Here is a 14,663-nt window from a genome sequence, read left to right on the forward strand (position 1 = left end):
ATGTCCGACAACCGACTTCCCGAAGAAGGCGACCGCATCGCCAAGCTGCTCGCGCGTGCGGGCGTGGCCAGTCGCCGCGAAATCGAGCGCATGATCGCCGAGGGCCGTGTCGCGCTCAATGGCAAGGTGCTCGACACACCTGCCGTGAAGCTGAATGACCTGAACGGAGTTACTGTCGACGGGAAACCGGTTGGCAAGGCGCAGGAAACCCGCCTTTTTGCTTTTCACAAACCAGCCGGAATGCTGACCACGGAATACGATCCCAAGGGGCGCACGACGATCTACGATGCCCTGCGCAACGCCTTGCCCAAGGACGCGGGGCGGGTGATGCCGGTGGGCCGCCTGGACTACAACACCGAGGGTCTCCTGCTCCTGACCAATGACGGCGAGGTAAAGCGCGCGATGGAATTGCCCGCCACAGGCGTCCCCCGCACCTATCGCGCCCGCGCCTTCGGCGACGTGACCCAGGAGCAGCTCGACGATCTCATCGAAGGGGTAGAAATCGACGGCATCCGTTACGGGCAGATCGAAGCGAACCTTGAGCGCGGATCGGGCCGGAACCGCTGGATCGAAATGACCCTGCGAGAAGGCAAGAACCGCGAAGTACGCCGCGTGCTCGAACACCTCGGGCTTGAGGTGAACCGCCTGCTGCGCATCGGCTATGGCCCGTTCCACATCGGCGACCTCCCGCGTGGTCGGGCGACAGAGATCAAGCGTGGCGATGTCGAGGCATTCAAGCGCGAACTGGCGCGCGGTTTCCGCAAGTGAGGATTATCGCCGGCGAATGGCGAGGACGAAAGCTCGTCGCACCTCCGGGTGACCTGACGCGTCCTACGGCGGATCGCACCCGCGAAACCCTCTTCAATATACTGGCGAGCAGGCTCGGAAGTTTCGAGGACCTGCACGTACTCGACCTGTTTGCAGGTTCGGGCGCGCTCGGACTGGAGGCATTGTCGCGTGGCGCTGCATCCTGCCTTTTCGTCGAGCAGGATGCTTCCGCGATCAGGGCCATACGTGCCAATATCGACGCACTCGGCGCGCGCCAGCGGGCGACCGTGCAACAGGGCTCGGTGCTGTCGCTCGGCCCGGCCAAGAAGGCCCACGAGCTAATCTTGCTCGATCCGCCCTACGAAACGGGAGCGGGAATTGTCGCGCTCGACCGAATGCTACGGCTGGGCTGGATCGATGCTTCGACATGGATCGCGCTCGAGACAAGGTCGAACGAAGAGGTTTCGCTGAAGTCGCTGCGCGTCGAAGCGGAGCGCAAGGTTGGCAAGGCCAAGCTGACAATTCTTCGCCTCGACACCTGAGAATCGAAAAGGGCGAGACCGCCGCGGCGGCCCCGCCCCCTCCAAGCGCAGCGCACAACTCCCCATGGGAATTTCGCGCGCTGGACGTAACCGGGTTAGTCGTTCGGCTTGTCGACCGGCAGCGTACCGCGATCGGCGCTGATTTCGCTCGCCGGACGACCCGGCCAGTAGTTCAGCGGACGGTTACCGGTCTTGTTCTTTTCCCACGAGTTGATGCAGTTGTCCTGCTGCTGCGGCGTGCAGACCGGCAGGTCGTCGCCGGTTGCAGCAGTGTCCGCTGCAGGGGTTGTCTGCACGACGGCGTTGCTGACAAAGCGCGGCTGCATCGTGCTGGCCGAAGCTGCGGCCGTGGTGGCGACCGCGGCAGTGGTGCTCTTGTTCATTTGCGCCGCAATCTGGGTCCAGGCGATATCGCGCTGGTCGGGCGTCATTTCATAGACGCTGACGCGCTGCGGATCCGTCAGCACCCACCAGCCATCGAGCTGGGTCGGGGTGAGCGTCCAGTAATATTCCTGCACGCCATAGGGCCAGCCGAGATAAGCGGTCTGGCGTTCAACCGGCCAGCCGTCGTAATCGCTCTGCTGGACCTCGGTCAGGACATAGACATTGCCCTGGGCATCGACGGCCACGTCCTGCGCTGCGGCAGGGATAGCGGTAAAGGCGAGCGCGGCAGCGCCAGCGAAAAACAGCTTGTTCATTGTAAGCTCTCCAGAATTGTCATTGCCTCCACTACGCCGGAGCGTGGCCAAGGGTTCCGGGGACCTGCACGGTGCGCCCTTGCGCTCAGGGTCCGCGTTCACTAGCTGTTCCGGTGATCATGTCGGACCTCCCCGCCCCTTCGGAAACTGGCCAGGACCAGCGGATTCCCGCCTATGCGGCTGTCCTGAACGAGCCCCAGCGAGAGGCGGTTCTTACTACCGAGGGGCCGGTACTGATGCTGGCCGGTGCGGGCACGGGCAAGACCGCTGCCCTTACCGCAAGGCTTGCACATCTCATCGCAATGCGACGGGCGTGGCCGAGCGAGATTCTTTGCGTCACCTTCACCAACAAGGCGGCACGCGAGATGCGCGAACGCGTCGCACGCCACATCGGCGATGCGGTTGAAGGCATGCCCTGGCTCGGCACTTTCCATTCGATCGGCGCCCGCATGCTTCGCCGCCACGCCGAACTGGTCGGGTTGCAGAGCAATTACACGATCATCGACACCGACGACCAATTGCGTCTCCTCAAGCAGCTCATCCAGCAGAACGACCTCGACGAGAAGCGCTGGCCTGCCAAGCAACTGGCGGGGCTGATCGACAGGTGGAAGAACCGTGGTCTCAACCCCGGTGACCTCGATGCGATCGAGAACGAGGCCTATGCCAATGGTCGCGGCGCACAATTCTACAAGCTGTACCAGGACCGGCTGAAGGAACTGAACGCCTGCGATTTCGGCGACCTCCTGCTCCATATGCTCAATATCTTCCGCACCCACCATGACGTGCTCGAGCAGTACCAGCAGCGCTTCAAATACATCCTCGTCGACGAATACCAGGACACCAACCAGGTCCAGTACTTGTGGCTGCGCCTGCTCGCACAGAGCCGGAAGAACATCTGCGTGGTCGGTGACGACGACCAGTCCATATATTCATGGCGCGGCGCAGAAGTCGCCAACATCCTGCGGTTCGAAAAGGATTTTCCCGGAGCCGCGGTAATCAAGCTCGAACAGAATTACCGTTCCACCCCGCAAATCCTTGCTGCGGCTTCAGGTCTCATCAACGCCAATAGCGAACGGCTCGGCAAGACGCTGTGGACCGAACTGCCGGCAGGCGAGAAGGTCCGCGTCATCGGCGTGTGGGACGGACCGGAGGAAGCCCGCCGCGTGGGAGAGGAAATCGAGCGGCTGGAGGCGGAGGGTGCCCCGCTCGACCAGATCGCGATCCTCGTGCGCGCCCAATACCAGACCCGCGAGTTCGAGGACCGATTTATCCAGATCGGGCTCAACTACCGTATCGTCGGCGGTTTCCGGTTCTACGAGCGTGCCGAAATCCGCGACGCGCTGGCCTATTTGCGCGTGATCGAGCAACCGGCGGACGACCTCGCATTCGAGCGCATCCACAACCAGCCCAAGCGCGGCCTCGGGGCCAAGGCGCTCGAAACAATGCGCCGCCATGCGCGCCGGATCCAGGCGCCGCTCGCCGCTGCCAGCCTGGATCTTGCCGACAGCGACGAACTGCCTCCCCGCGCGCGCAACACCCTTATCGGACTGCTCGGACAATTCGCGCACTGGCGCGACCAATCGACCAAGGTCACCCCATCCGAACTCCTTCGCATGGTCGTGACCGAGAGCGGTTACGAGGAGATGCTGCAGAAGGATCGCAGCACCGAAAGCGCTGGCCGGCTCGAAAACCTGTCCGAACTCGCGCGGGCGATGGAAGATTACGAAACGCTCACCGACTTCCTCGAACACGTCAGCCTGGTGATGGACAACGATGCGCGCGACGATGGCGAAAAGGTCACCATCATGACCATGCACGCCGCCAAGGGGCTGGAGTTCGACCATGTCTTCTTGCCCGGTTGGGAGGAAGGCGTCTTCCCGAGCCAGCGCGCGCTCGACGAAGGCGGGCTCGCCAGCCTCGAGGAAGAACGGCGGCTCGCTTATGTCGCGATAACCCGCGCGAAACGCCGCTGCACCATCCTACACGCGGCAAACCGCCGCATCTACGGGCAGTGGACCAGCTCCATCCCGAGCCGGTTCATCGAGGAGCTTCCGCAGGACACGGTCAATCGCGAGACCACGATGGCTGGCGGCGCTTCCCTTTGGCGGGCGAACTGGACCGAGAACGAAGATCCTTTCGCACATGTTTCCACCAGCCGTCCGGACCGCTCCACCGCGCGGGGCCCCGGCTGGCAGCGCGCCCTGAGCACCGGTTACGATGCCACTCCCAAACGCCTTCCCGAACCGGGCAAGAGCGCCGCGAGTTTTGCCGCCAAGCCGCGCACCGATATCGCCATCGGTGCACGCGTCTTCCACGACAAGTTCGGTTACGGCACGGTCACGGATCAGGAAGGCAACAAGCTGACCATCGACTTCGAGAAGGCAGGCGAGAAGCGAGTGATCGACAGCTTCGTCAAGCCGGCGGACTAGACCCGATCCACAGACCTCGCTCGACGAAGAACTGCGTCGGGGCGAAGTCAGTCACTTCGGTCCAGGACAAGCCCCGTTCTTCCGCGAACTCGATGAGAATTCGTCTCGCTTTTCCGAGATCTCCTGAGGTTCCGCCCTGCTTGTCGGCATTGTCGAGGTAGATGACCCCGCCAGGCGCGAGATGTTCGGTCGCCTCCCTCGCGCAGTCGCAACGCCAGGACCCATCGATCATGATGAGGTCGTAGGTCGCACCTCCCGGCATGGTGACATATTGGGCCTTGTCGCTGGCAAGGCGCAGAGAAACGCGGTCGCAATCCGCCAGTTGCCGTGAGACTTGCGCATACCACTGCGGATCGCTCTCGACGCTCTCGACAGAAGCTGCGCGCGCCGCATACCACGCGGTCGACATCCCCGATCCGAACTCGAAGACGCGCGAACGTGAAGGATCGAGATGCTCCGCTATGGCATTCGCGGCATCGTACGAAATCCACGGGCGCGGAGGACGCCTGCCCAAGAGCTTTCGTCCGAGGCCGGTCGAGATAGCTCGCGGCCCATTCCTCAGCAGGCGGCCAGCCGGGACGAGGTTACCGAGTTCGTCGCGAAAGCGCGGATTGCGCCTCCCGCCCCCACGCCAGATTTTTGCCCACAGCCCCATGGGCAGGTCGTAGCAGCGACAATCCGGCAGCGACAGCTTACGCGGCGGCTTCGTCCACCTGCCCGCTGGGTTTGGTGTCGCGATATCGCGCCTCCCACGGGCGAGCGAGTTCACCCCAGAAACTGCGCGGCCCCTCTTCGATACCCGTCTCGCAATTCACGTGCGGTGTCGGGTCGAGATAGGTGCCGAACATCACGTCGAGGAAGGCGAAGGTGTTGGAGTAGTTGGTCCCCATCAGTCGCTCGTCACGAATGTGATGCAGGCGATGGGCGGCAGGCGAGATCATGATCTTGCCGAAACGCCCGAAGGTCCACGGCACATCCGCATGGGCGAGATACCCCCAGAAGGTGCGCAGCATTTGTGCGGCAGCGATCGACCATAGCGGGAAGCCCAGTGCCACCACGGGCAGAAGATCGATCAGTACGCTCAGGAGCTTTCCGACCGGGTGCTTACGATGAACCGTCAGCCAATGAATGGCGGTGTCGGAATGATGGGTCGCATGGAAACGCCAGAGGCCGGGCTCATGCTCGAGCCGGTGACGCCAGTAGGCGGCGAAGTCGATGAGAATCGCGGCCGCAGCGAGGACGAGAACTTCGCTGGTCCCCTCCCAAAAGCTGGCGAGCGTCGGATTTGTCCCGATGGTTGCATGTAATGCCCCGCTCGGTGCCTCGAAAAACGGAGCCAGCAGGACAGAATTGAAGATAGCGAGCGCGAGGTTCTTCGAGAATTCTTCCCGCGTCGCGCCAACCGCCTTGATGAAGCCCTTCCGCTTGGTCGCAAACGCGAGAAGTCCGAAAACCACCCCATGAGCGGCAAGGATCAGCAGCACATTGCGCAAAAGGTCGAGAAAAAGCCCCATCGGTGCAACCATGCACCAAGCTTGGTAAACAAAGGCTCAATCCCGGCCCGGCGAACCGTTCGATCTGGCTCAGGAAAGCGCGGAAACGTCGAGGAATCCGGGCATCGGGCCGTTCCATTCACCCGGTGCCGTCGGCTCGTCGTCGAATTGACGCTCGCGGCGCGGCTGGCGCTCTGGCTTGTCTTCCCGCTTGGGCTTTACCGACCGCGGCGCGCGCTCATCGCGTGACTTGCGACCGCCCCTGTCCGAACGGGCGCGCGGCTCTTCCTTGCGTTTATCCTGGTCGGCAGCTTCGTCGCGATTGTCCTGTGAAGGCTCCTTGAGCTCGACCCGGACATCCTTCTTGCCGAATACCGGTACTTCGGAACCGGTCAGCTTCTCGACGTTGGCGATCGCCTCCGCGTCATCCTCCGCAACGAAGGTGAAGGCGCGTCCCTTGGCACCCGCGCGGCCCGTGCGACCGATGCGATGGACGTAATCGTCCGGGTGCCACGGCGTGTCGAAGTTGAACACGTGGCTCACTCCCTTGATGTCGAGACCGCGTGCAGCAACGTCGGACGCGACGAGGATGTTCACCTCGCCCGCCTTGAACCGTGCCAGTTCCTTGAGGCGGCTCGACTGATCCATGTCACCATGGATTTCGGCACTCGCATAACCGTGGCTCTGCAGGCTCTTGTTGAGTTCGCGCACGGTGGTCTTGCGGTTGGCGAAAATGATCGCCGTCTCGACATGGTCGTGGTCAAGCAACCAGCGCAAGGTTTCGCGCTTCTGGCGGGTCTTCACCGGCACCTTGAACGCGGTAATGTCCTTGTTGGTCGAAGCAGCACGGCTGACCTCGATCCGCTTGGGATTGTTGAGGAACTTCTTCGCCAGCTTCTCGATCGGCGGCGGCATGGTTGCCGAAAAGAGCATGGTCTGGCGCGTTTCGGGCAGCTTGTCGCAAATGAACTCGATGTCCGGGATGAAGCCCATGTCGAGCATGCGGTCGGCTTCGTCGATAACCAGGAGCTCACAGCCGTTGAGCAGGATCTTGCCGCGTTCGAACAGATCCATTAGGCGGCCGGGGGTCGCGATCAGGACGTCGACGCCCTCGTTCAGCGCCTTGACCTGGTCACCCATCTGCACGCCGCCGATCAGCAGTGCCATCTTGAGATCGTGGTTCTTGCCGTATTTCTCGAAATTCTCGGCCACCTGCGCGGCCAGTTCGCGTGTGGGTTCGAGAATGAGCGAGCGCGGCATCATCGCCCGGCGACGACCATGCGCCATGATGTCGATCATCGGCAGCACGAAGCTGGCGGTCTTGCCCGTCCCCGTCTGCGCAATACCGATGATGTCCTTCATCATCAGGACAGGCGGAATCGCCTCACGCTGGATGGCGGTCGGCTCGGTGTAGCCGGCTTCTTCGACCGCTTTGAGCAAGTCTGGTGAAAGGCCGAGATCGGCGAAGGTCATGCGGTTCGAATGTGTCCTTGGAACTTGGGTCGAAGACGATCCGCGCGCGCGCGGTTTCGACTGGCCGCGCCCTTTGCCCTTTTGGGCCCGGAAGTCAAGTTATGCGCGCCTGACGGGTGCCAGCCAGCCTAGTCGTCGGACTGGACCAGTACCAATCGATTGAACTGCGACACCTGGCACTGCGCTCCCGCACGGCTCATCAGCTTGTCACGATCGACACAGAGTTGCCCGTCACTGTTCCGCTCCATGTAAAAGCCGAGATAGAAATCGCGCGGGCTGCACGATTTCTCCAGTCGCGCCGAAACCATGCTGCGGTCGCGCATATACATGACCAGCCGGCTTCCGCGGTCCGAAACTCCGACGATATTGTTCGTCGCGATGCACTGGCCCATCGGCCGTTCAACGAGGCGCGGCGGTTGTGCCTTCTGGCGTGTCTGGAATTCGGTAAGCATGTCCGGACGCACGGTTCCCGGTTGCGGACTGATACGCAGGATCATCTGCCCCTCGATCCGGACCTGGTTGGCCACCGGCACCGGCAAGGTACCCGAAAAGCTCATCCAGTTCGGCGCACGGCGGGAAATAGGTCCGGTCTGCACGACACCTTCCCGTTCTTCGGCCTGATGCACCACATCCTGCCCGACAGGCTCCAATCCCGGAGCGCCGAACGGCAGCAACACGGAAAGAAGGACGGACATCAGCGGCATAGGCGGTCTGGACTACTCCTCGGCCGCGTCGATAGTGCGGTTGGCGGCCTGTCTAACTGTTTCGCTTGAATAACGGCTTAATTGGAACCGCTTTCTCGTCAAACGCTGGCGGATGGTGCGGCAAGTGTGGCAAGGAGGCCGCAATGTCCGAGCCCCAAGCCTTCATCGCAGCCGCCACCGAACTGCTCGGCGCGCGCGGCTTTACCACCGATCCCGAACTTGTGGGCCCCTGGCTTACCGATTGGCGCGGCCGCTATTCCGGCAGGGCACTGGGTCTCGCCTCGCCTGCCTCGACCGCAGAGGTCTCGGCCTTTGTCAGGCTTTGCGGCGAACATGGGGTGCCGATCGTACCCCAGGGCGGCAACAGTGGGATGTCCGGCGGCGCCACTCCCGATGACACAGGTTCGGCAGTTCTGCTTTCGCTGCGCAAAATGGACGCGATACGGGACCTCGACGTGGCCGGTCGGCAGGTGACGTGCGAGGCAGGTGTAATCCTCCAAAACCTGCACGATCTCGCAGAGAGGAACCGGCTCCGCTTCCCGCTAACCCTCGGCGGAAAGGGATCCGCGACGATAGGTGGACTGATCTCTACCAATGCGGGCGGGACGCAGGTACTTCGCCACGGCACGATGCGGGCACAGGTCCTAGGGCTCGAGGCAGTCCTTGCAGATGGATCGGTGTTCGAGAGCCTCGTACCGCTCAAGAAGGACAATCGCGGCTTCGACCTCAAGCAAATGCTGATCGGGTCGGAAGGAACTCTCGGAATAGTAACGGCTGCAACGCTGCGCCTCATGCCCGAAATTGGCGAGCGCACGGTCCTTTGGGCAGGCCTCGATTCCATCGGCGGTGCGAGGGAATTTCTGCTTCTAGCAGAGGAGCTTGGCGGAGAAGGCCTTGAGGGTTTCGAGGTTCTTCCCGCTCATTGCCTTGAATCGGTGCTGACCCATGTACCCACCGCTCGTTCTCCCCTTGCAGGTGCTCATTCATGGTTTGCGCTCGTGGAACTGGTTGCGGCACCGGGACAAGGCGAAGCGCTTCGCCAATCAGCGGAAAACCTGCTCACCATGGCAATGGAGCGCAGGCTGATCGAAGATGCGACAATTGCCACCAACGAAGCGCAGGCTGAAGCGTTCTGGAGGCTGCGCGACGAGATCGCCCCAGCCGAGCGAGCCATTGGGCCCGCGATGCAGCATGATATCTCCGTTCCCGTTTCCACCATGGCCAAGTTCGTCGAACAGGTCGGGCCCGAAGTGGAGGCGCGCTTTCCCGGTACGACTGCAGTAGGGTTCGGTCATCTTGGCGACGGTAACATTCACTTTCATGTCCTTGCCCCCAAAGGAGCAATCAGGGGCGAGTGGGAGGCATCGACCGGCAAGCAGATCAGTGCTTTCGTCCATGACCGAGTTACCCAATGGGGTGGCTCGATCAGTGCCGAACACGGGATTGGCCAGATGAAGCGCGACGAACTTGGTCGCCTCGGCAATCCCGTCGCACTGGCAATGATGCGCACCATCAAGAACGCGCTCGATCCACAGGGATTGCTGAACCCCGGCAAGCTCGTGCCGCTTGCGCCAGAGGGCGCAACACCTTAAGGCGCCGTGCTTCACGCGCGCGTGCCTTTGGCGCGGCGTACAATTCGAAGATTTTGGAGAGATTCCATGGCCAGCGCGCCGCAGCCGAACCTGCCCTTGTTCTACAACGACCTCATGCCGCTCAACAGCAATGATCACAGCAATTTCCGCACGCGTGCTATGGAACTGGCTCCGTGGCTTGCAAAGCAGCATGCCATTCCGTTGACAGTTGACGAGTTCATCCAGGCCCAGCGCCACTTCCCGATCGTCTTCTCCTCGGGTGACAGTCCGCTTCCGCTGGCGCTGATGGGCCTCAACGAAGGCGTGAATACCTTTGTCGATGAGACTGGAAAGCTCCTCGAGCCGACCTACATCCCGGCCTACGTTCGCCGCTATCCCTTCATGCTCGCACGCCTGCGTCCCGACGCCGACGAGCTGTCGCTGTGCTTTGATCCGACAGCCGACTCGGTTGGCGAATTCGACGAAGGCCAGGCCCTGTTCGACGGCAAGGAGCCGACCGAAGCGACCCGCATGGTCCTCGATTTCTGCGAGAATTTCGAGCAGGCGGGCCAGCGGACCCAGAACTTCATGAACGAAATCAAGGAGCACGACCTGCTCATGGACGGCGAAGTCGCTATCCAGCAGGGCGACAATGCCCAGCCGTTCGTTTACCGTGGTTTCCAGATGATCGATCAGGAAAAGCTTCGCAACATGCGCGGTGACCAGCTGCGCAAGTGGAACGAGAACGGCCTGCTGCCGCTGCTGTTTGCCCACCTGTTCTCGCTCGAACAGATGCGCATCATCTTCTCGCGCCAGGTCCAGCAGGGTACCGCACCGAAGGCCAACGCCGCTACCGATGCGATCCCCACTGCGTGACGCAATGAAATCGAAGGGGGCGCTCCGGGTTTTCCGGGGCGCCCTCTTTGCGTTTGCGGTTGCCTCCTGTGCTCCCGCGACAAGCGCTGGAAGGCCTGGAGAACCCGGTTCGAAGGAGGCCAGCAGCCTTGAGCTGTTCCAGCAGCGCGAAGATAGACTGTTCAAGACCGGCTATCGCCTGGTCACTGCCAACGCTCGTTATTGCGAACGCCAGTCGCTTTCTACTGGCCTCCTCCTCCACGATGCAAAGAGCTATGGCGATCCAGCCGCCGTGCGTCGCCTGTTCGGACTCTCCGGGGATATTGGCGTGCAGTCCGTGGCAAGCGGTTCACCCGCCGAGCGCGTCGGGTTGAAGCAGAACGATACACTTGTTGCATTTGCCGACGCTGGCATCGAAGACAACTTCCCGCCTTCCCGCCCAGGATGGAAGCGCCTTTCACAATTACGCGAACAGTTCGATCAATCGCTCTCCGCAGGCCAGCTTCGCCTTGTTTGGCGCGACACAGACGGCAACGAGCGCACTGATGCGATTTCCGGTGTCCCGGCCTGCACATCGCGTTTCGAATTGCTCGACGATTCGCGAGCCGCAGAGGCCGACGGCGAACGCGTAATGCTGGGACAGAACTTTCCTGCTTTCGGCTATTCGGAGGACGAGTTCGCTGCCGCAGTGGCACACGAGCTTGCCCATAACCTTCTGGCACATGTCGCCACTCTCGATCGCCTCGGCAGGACTCAGTCGAACATCAGGCTGTCGGAACGCGACGCGGACCGGTTGATGCCCTGGCTGCTCCACAACGCCGGCTACGATCCCCGAGCGGCGGTTTCCTTCATGCGACGGTGGGGCCCCAAGTACGGCGGTGGCCTGCTCCGCAAGCGGACCCATGACGGATGGGATGAACGAGTTGAGTTCATAGAGGCCGAAATCGCCCTTCTCGATGCCCGAATTCGGGACCACGGTGATGCGGACTGGCGGACAGGTTTTTCTCCGATGCTGGGAGCCGGGTCCTCGCAATAGTTCCCAATTCCCGACCTTTGGGGATTCCAACTGGTGCCTGCCGGCGCTAGGGGAGGAGACCAGTTCCGGGTCAAAGGAGAATTGGAAGTAATGGCAAAAATCGTGCCGGTCATCCTGTGCGGCGGTAGTGGGACACGTTTGTGGCCGCGTAGCCGCGCTCATCGACCGAAGCCTTTCATTCCTCTTCTCGGCGAACAAACGCTGTATGAGCAGGCACTATCGCGATGCTCGGATCGCACTGTCTTCGCCGCGCCGGTGATTGTTGTCGGCGCCGACCATATGCCTTTTGCGACCGAACAGGCCGCAAAGATTGCACCAGATACGCGCTTCATCGTCGAGCCGATGGGCCGCAACACGGCACCTGCCATCGCGCTCGCAGCGCACGCAATCAAACCGGATGATGTCATGCTGGTTTGCCCCAGTGACCACCACATCGAGGATACGGAGGCGTTCATCGCCTCGGCCATTGCCGCAGCGGAACTCGCTTCGGATGACTGGCTGGTGTCCTTCGGCATCGAAGCGTCCGCGCCTGAAACGGGCTATGGCTATATACGTCGCGGCGAACAGGTTGGCGGTGGCTTCGCCGTACATAGCTTTGTCGAGAAGCCAGACCTCGAGCGGGCGAAGGCCTTTCTCTCGGACGGCGGCTATGCCTGGAACGGGGGAATATTTGCCTTTCGTGCAGGCAAGTTCCTCTCCGAACTTGAACGGCACCGCCCTGCCCTTGCCGCTGCAGTCGCCGATGCCATTGCAAATGCGCGTGTCGAGGGCGGGAACATCTACCCGGACCCTGACCTTTTCGCTTCGATCGAGGGAGACTCGGTCGACTACGCGGTCATGGAAAATACTGATCGTGCAGCGATGGTCGAAGCTTCGATGGGCTGGTCCGACATTGGCAATTGGGATGCTCTTGCAGCCCGCCGCATAGCCGACGATGCCGGCAACGTCGTTGTTGGAGACGGCGAGATCGTGGATGGCACTGGCTCAATGATCGATACCGATGGTCCCTACGTCGCCGTCATCGGCCTCGACGATGTGGTCGTTGTGGTCGACAGGGATTCGATCCTCGTCACCAGTCGCAGCAAGGTCCAGCGGGTCGGCGAGATCGGCAAGAAGAAGTCCAACTGATGCAGAAGCTGGAGCGCAAGTTCGTCGAGAAGGTGTGGGGCGTCGATCGGCTCCCGCCTGTCTTCGGTGCGCCGCAGGATGTGCGCATCGGAGAAGTCTGGTACGATCCGCCAGCTGAGCTCCAAAGCCTGCTCGTTAAGGCACTTTTCGCTTCCGAACGGCTTTCCGTGCAGGCCCATCCCAGCGATGATCAGGCCCAGGCCATGGGTTTGGGCCGCTCCGGGAAGAGCGAGTGCTGGGTAATCACCGCCGCAGAAGATGGGGCAACGATCGCAGTCGGTTTCCGCGAGCGGGTAAGCCCCGAAGCCATGCGCTCTGCCGCTCTCGACGGATCGATCGTGGATTTGCTCGAGTGGCATCCGGTGGAACGTGGCGATGCCTTCTATATTCCCGCCGGAACGGTCCATGCCATTGGAGGCGGGGTCTGCCTGATCGAGGTCCAGCAGAACACCGACATCACGTTCCGTCTTTACGATTATGGCCGGCCTCGCGAGCTTCACCTCGACGCTGCGATGCAGGTCGCGATCACAGAGCCCTATCCATCCCGATATCGCAGCCGACTGGGAGAGGATAAGCAGCTGGTCGACAGCGAACATTTCCGGCTTGTTTCGGTCGCCACGAACGAAATTGGCGCGATTGCCGAATGGATCGGAAAGGCCCTGCTCATACCTTTCGAAGGAAGGGCAAGCGTCGATGGGGTGGAACTGGGCGTCGGAGAATGCTCGTTCGTCGATGACATTGCTGCAGTCGAAATCGGCGGGGACGGGCTTCTCCTGGTCGCCCAGCCCAAGGGCTGACAGATCACGCGATAATCCGTGTTCCACCTGCGACCTGTGGCTCGGTTGACGTTGCGTCCGACCGCTTGAAACAGGTCTGCACCAATCTTACATTTCAGGTGTCGGCAGTGCTTCCCTCATGGCCTGTCCGACATGATGCACGAAAGTGCATTTCCTCCCTGAACCTTGGCCACCTCGTGCGATCTGCACGAGGTGGTTTTTTCATTCCGCTGCAAGCGGGCTGAGTGACGCACCGCCTATCGCGGCAACTTCGCGCGCCAGGCCTCGTACCATTCCCGAAAGCATCCTAGCGAGGGCGGGAAGACGCATGCTGGGACCATCGAGCCGCGAACAAAGATAGCTTGATCGGCACACCTCGAGCTGGAGCGCATGCACCCCGCGTTGGGGATGGCCATGGCGATCAAGGACGTAACCGCCGGAATATGGCCGGTTCCTGGCTGCGGGGCGGTTCTGGTCTTCGAGGTAACGCAGGCTAATGCTGGTGAGGCGCTCATTGCACGATGCGCCGAAACGATCGCCTACCACGAACTCGGCCGCACGCTCCTCGCTGAACCGAGGTTTCAGTGGGGGCATGGAATGCAGGTCGACAAGCAGGGCAGCGCCCCACTGGTCGCGGACAAGGTCCAGCATTTTCCCGAGTTCTCGGTGATAAGGCTGGTGGATCGTCGAAATGCGACGTCCGAGCTCCTCGTGCGAAATCGGAGAACGCCAAATCTCCCCGAATGCGGGGAGACGACGCGGCACGAGCCCAAGACCGGATCGAGCGCGGCGGTTGGCGAGAGAGTTGCGTGTCCGCACTGCCGGTTTTCCGCTGACCATTCCCCAGTCGACATCGTCGGGCGCGCGATTGAGGTCGATCATTGCCCGCGGGGCTTCTGCCAGGAGCAGCGCGGCTCCGGTCTGCCGCGCTATTTCGAGCGCAAGGAGATCGACAAATCTGTCTTCCAGCCGGATCCTTACGGACTCGTTGCGCATGTCAGCGAGGAGACTTGCCGGGTACGACCGCCCTCCGTGAGGTGCTGCGACGACGATCGGTAGAGCACATTTCCGCAGGTCACTGGATCTGAACGCCGGCAAACCTGTCCCGGGAACTTCGCCCCCGGGAACTAGGCTTGCGAAGAATTCGTCACCAGTGCCGTCCATGCAGGAAAGTTCGCCGATTTGGGACG

14 protein-coding genes are annotated in these 14,663 nt (G+C 61.8%); 8 read left to right on the top strand and 6 right to left on the bottom strand.

Annotated features, from left to right (window positions below):
• Positions 1–768 (top strand): pseudouridine synthase, encoded by a 768-nt coding sequence (locus RAM60_RS07085; protein WP_369024986.1) that lies wholly within the window; start codon positions 1–3, stop codon positions 766–768.
• Entirely contained in the window at positions 765–1,310 is a 546-nt protein-coding gene (gene rsmD, locus RAM60_RS07090) for a 16S rRNA (guanine(966)-N(2))-methyltransferase RsmD (protein ID WP_369024985.1), read from the top strand. The genes RAM60_RS07085 and rsmD overlap by 4 nt, the downstream gene beginning before the upstream one ends.
• A gap of 95 nt (positions 1,311–1,405) precedes the next feature.
• Here rsmD and RAM60_RS07095 read toward each other — a convergent pair whose 3' ends face one another.
• Positions 1,406–2,008, bottom strand: coding sequence for a hypothetical protein (locus RAM60_RS07095; RefSeq protein ID WP_369024984.1), 603 nt, complete (start codon positions 2,006–2,008; stop codon positions 1,406–1,408).
• A gap of 119 nt (positions 2,009–2,127) precedes the next feature.
• On the opposite strand from RAM60_RS07095, the gene RAM60_RS07100 reads away from it, so the two are divergent.
• Positions 2,128–4,437, top strand: a complete 2,310-nt coding sequence (locus RAM60_RS07100; protein ID WP_369024983.1) for an ATP-dependent helicase — start codon at positions 2,128–2,130, stop codon at positions 4,435–4,437.
• Here RAM60_RS07100 and RAM60_RS07105 read toward each other — a convergent pair.
• From RAM60_RS07105 to RAM60_RS07120, 4 genes are all read right to left on the bottom strand, one after another.
• Positions 4,421–5,092 (bottom strand): O-methyltransferase, encoded by a 672-nt coding sequence (locus RAM60_RS07105; protein WP_369024982.1) that lies wholly within the window; start codon positions 5,090–5,092, stop codon positions 4,421–4,423. The genes RAM60_RS07100 and RAM60_RS07105 overlap by 17 nt on opposite strands.
• 37 nt (positions 5,093–5,129) lie before the next feature.
• The gene (locus tag RAM60_RS07110) at positions 5,130–5,951 is read right to left on the bottom strand and encodes a sterol desaturase family protein (RefSeq protein WP_369024981.1); all 822 of its coding nucleotides are present in this window, start codon (positions 5,949–5,951) and stop codon (positions 5,130–5,132) included.
• Positions 5,952–6,020: 69 nt separating this feature from the next.
• Complete coding sequence (locus tag RAM60_RS07115) at positions 6,021–7,403, bottom strand: DEAD/DEAH box helicase (protein ID WP_369024980.1); 1,383 nt, start codon at positions 7,401–7,403, stop codon at positions 6,021–6,023.
• A 128-nt stretch (positions 7,404–7,531) separates the two neighbouring features.
• Complete coding sequence (locus tag RAM60_RS07120; protein WP_510640390.1) at positions 7,532–8,107, bottom strand: hypothetical protein; 576 nt, start codon at positions 8,105–8,107, stop codon at positions 7,532–7,534.
• A gap of 143 nt (positions 8,108–8,250) precedes the next feature.
• Between RAM60_RS07120 and RAM60_RS07125 the strand changes: the two genes are divergently transcribed.
• From RAM60_RS07125 to RAM60_RS07145, 5 genes are all read left to right on the top strand, one after another.
• Positions 8,251–9,699: an FAD-binding oxidoreductase gene (locus RAM60_RS07125; protein ID WP_369024978.1), complete on the top strand. Its 1,449-nt coding sequence runs from the start codon at positions 8,251–8,253 to the stop codon at positions 9,697–9,699.
• Between the two features lie 66 nt (positions 9,700–9,765).
• Complete coding sequence (locus RAM60_RS07130; RefSeq protein WP_200984087.1) at positions 9,766–10,554, top strand: SapC family protein; 789 nt, start codon at positions 9,766–9,768, stop codon at positions 10,552–10,554.
• 4 nt (positions 10,555–10,558) lie between these two features.
• Positions 10,559–11,569: a hypothetical protein gene (locus RAM60_RS07135; protein ID WP_369024977.1), complete on the top strand. Its 1,011-nt coding sequence runs from the start codon at positions 10,559–10,561 to the stop codon at positions 11,567–11,569.
• Between the two features lie 90 nt (positions 11,570–11,659).
• Complete coding sequence (locus RAM60_RS07140) at positions 11,660–12,697, top strand: mannose-1-phosphate guanylyltransferase (RefSeq protein WP_369024976.1); 1,038 nt, start codon at positions 11,660–11,662, stop codon at positions 12,695–12,697.
• The gene (locus tag RAM60_RS07145; protein WP_369024975.1) at positions 12,697–13,494 is read left to right on the top strand and encodes a class I mannose-6-phosphate isomerase; all 798 of its coding nucleotides are present in this window, start codon (positions 12,697–12,699) and stop codon (positions 13,492–13,494) included. Before RAM60_RS07140 ends, RAM60_RS07145 begins: the two co-directional genes overlap by 1 nt.
• Positions 13,495–13,695: 201 nt before the next feature.
• On the opposite strand, the gene RAM60_RS07150 is transcribed toward RAM60_RS07145, so the two are convergent.
• The gene (locus RAM60_RS07150) at positions 13,696–14,637 is read right to left on the bottom strand and encodes an N-formylglutamate amidohydrolase (protein ID WP_369024974.1); all 942 of its coding nucleotides are present in this window, start codon (positions 14,635–14,637) and stop codon (positions 13,696–13,698) included.
• Positions 14,638–14,663 lie beyond the last annotated feature (26 nt).

Source organism: Qipengyuania sp. RANM35 (assembly GCF_041021145.2).
Lineage (GTDB): Bacteria > Pseudomonadota > Alphaproteobacteria > Sphingomonadales > Sphingomonadaceae > Qipengyuania > Qipengyuania soli.

Excerpts from the sequence above, each read along its gene's own strand:
- RAM60_RS07085 (WP_369024986.1), top strand. The coding sequence starts at position 1 with ATGTCCGACAACCGACTTCCCGAAGAAGGCGACCGCATCGCCAAGCTG.
- RAM60_RS07095 (WP_369024984.1), bottom strand. The coding sequence starts at position 2,008 with ATGAACAAGCTGTTTTTCGCTGGCGCTGCCGCGCTCGCCTTTACCGCT.
- RAM60_RS07100 (WP_369024983.1), top strand. The coding sequence starts at position 2,128 with ATGTCGGACCTCCCCGCCCCTTCGGAAACTGGCCAGGACCAGCGGATT.
- RAM60_RS07105 (WP_369024982.1), bottom strand. The coding sequence starts at position 5,092 with ATGGGGCTGTGGGCAAAAATCTGGCGTGGGGGCGGGAGGCGCAATCCG.
- RAM60_RS07110 (WP_369024981.1), bottom strand. The coding sequence starts at position 5,951 with ATGGGGCTTTTTCTCGACCTTTTGCGCAATGTGCTGCTGATCCTTGCC.
- RAM60_RS07115 (WP_369024980.1), bottom strand. The coding sequence starts at position 7,403 with ATGACCTTCGCCGATCTCGGCCTTTCACCAGACTTGCTCAAAGCGGTC.
- RAM60_RS07120 (WP_510640390.1), bottom strand. The coding sequence starts at position 8,107 with ATGCCGCTGATGTCCGTCCTTCTTTCCGTGTTGCTGCCGTTCGGCGCT.
- RAM60_RS07125 (WP_369024978.1), top strand. The coding sequence starts at position 8,251 with ATGTCCGAGCCCCAAGCCTTCATCGCAGCCGCCACCGAACTGCTCGGC.
- RAM60_RS07130 (WP_200984087.1), top strand. The coding sequence starts at position 9,766 with ATGGCCAGCGCGCCGCAGCCGAACCTGCCCTTGTTCTACAACGACCTC.
- RAM60_RS07135 (WP_369024977.1), top strand. The coding sequence starts at position 10,559 with ATGAAATCGAAGGGGGCGCTCCGGGTTTTCCGGGGCGCCCTCTTTGCG.
- RAM60_RS07140 (WP_369024976.1), top strand. The coding sequence starts at position 11,660 with ATGGCAAAAATCGTGCCGGTCATCCTGTGCGGCGGTAGTGGGACACGT.
- RAM60_RS07145 (WP_369024975.1), top strand. The coding sequence starts at position 12,697 with ATGCAGAAGCTGGAGCGCAAGTTCGTCGAGAAGGTGTGGGGCGTCGAT.
- RAM60_RS07150 (WP_369024974.1), bottom strand. The coding sequence starts at position 14,637 with ATGGACGGCACTGGTGACGAATTCTTCGCAAGCCTAGTTCCCGGGGGC.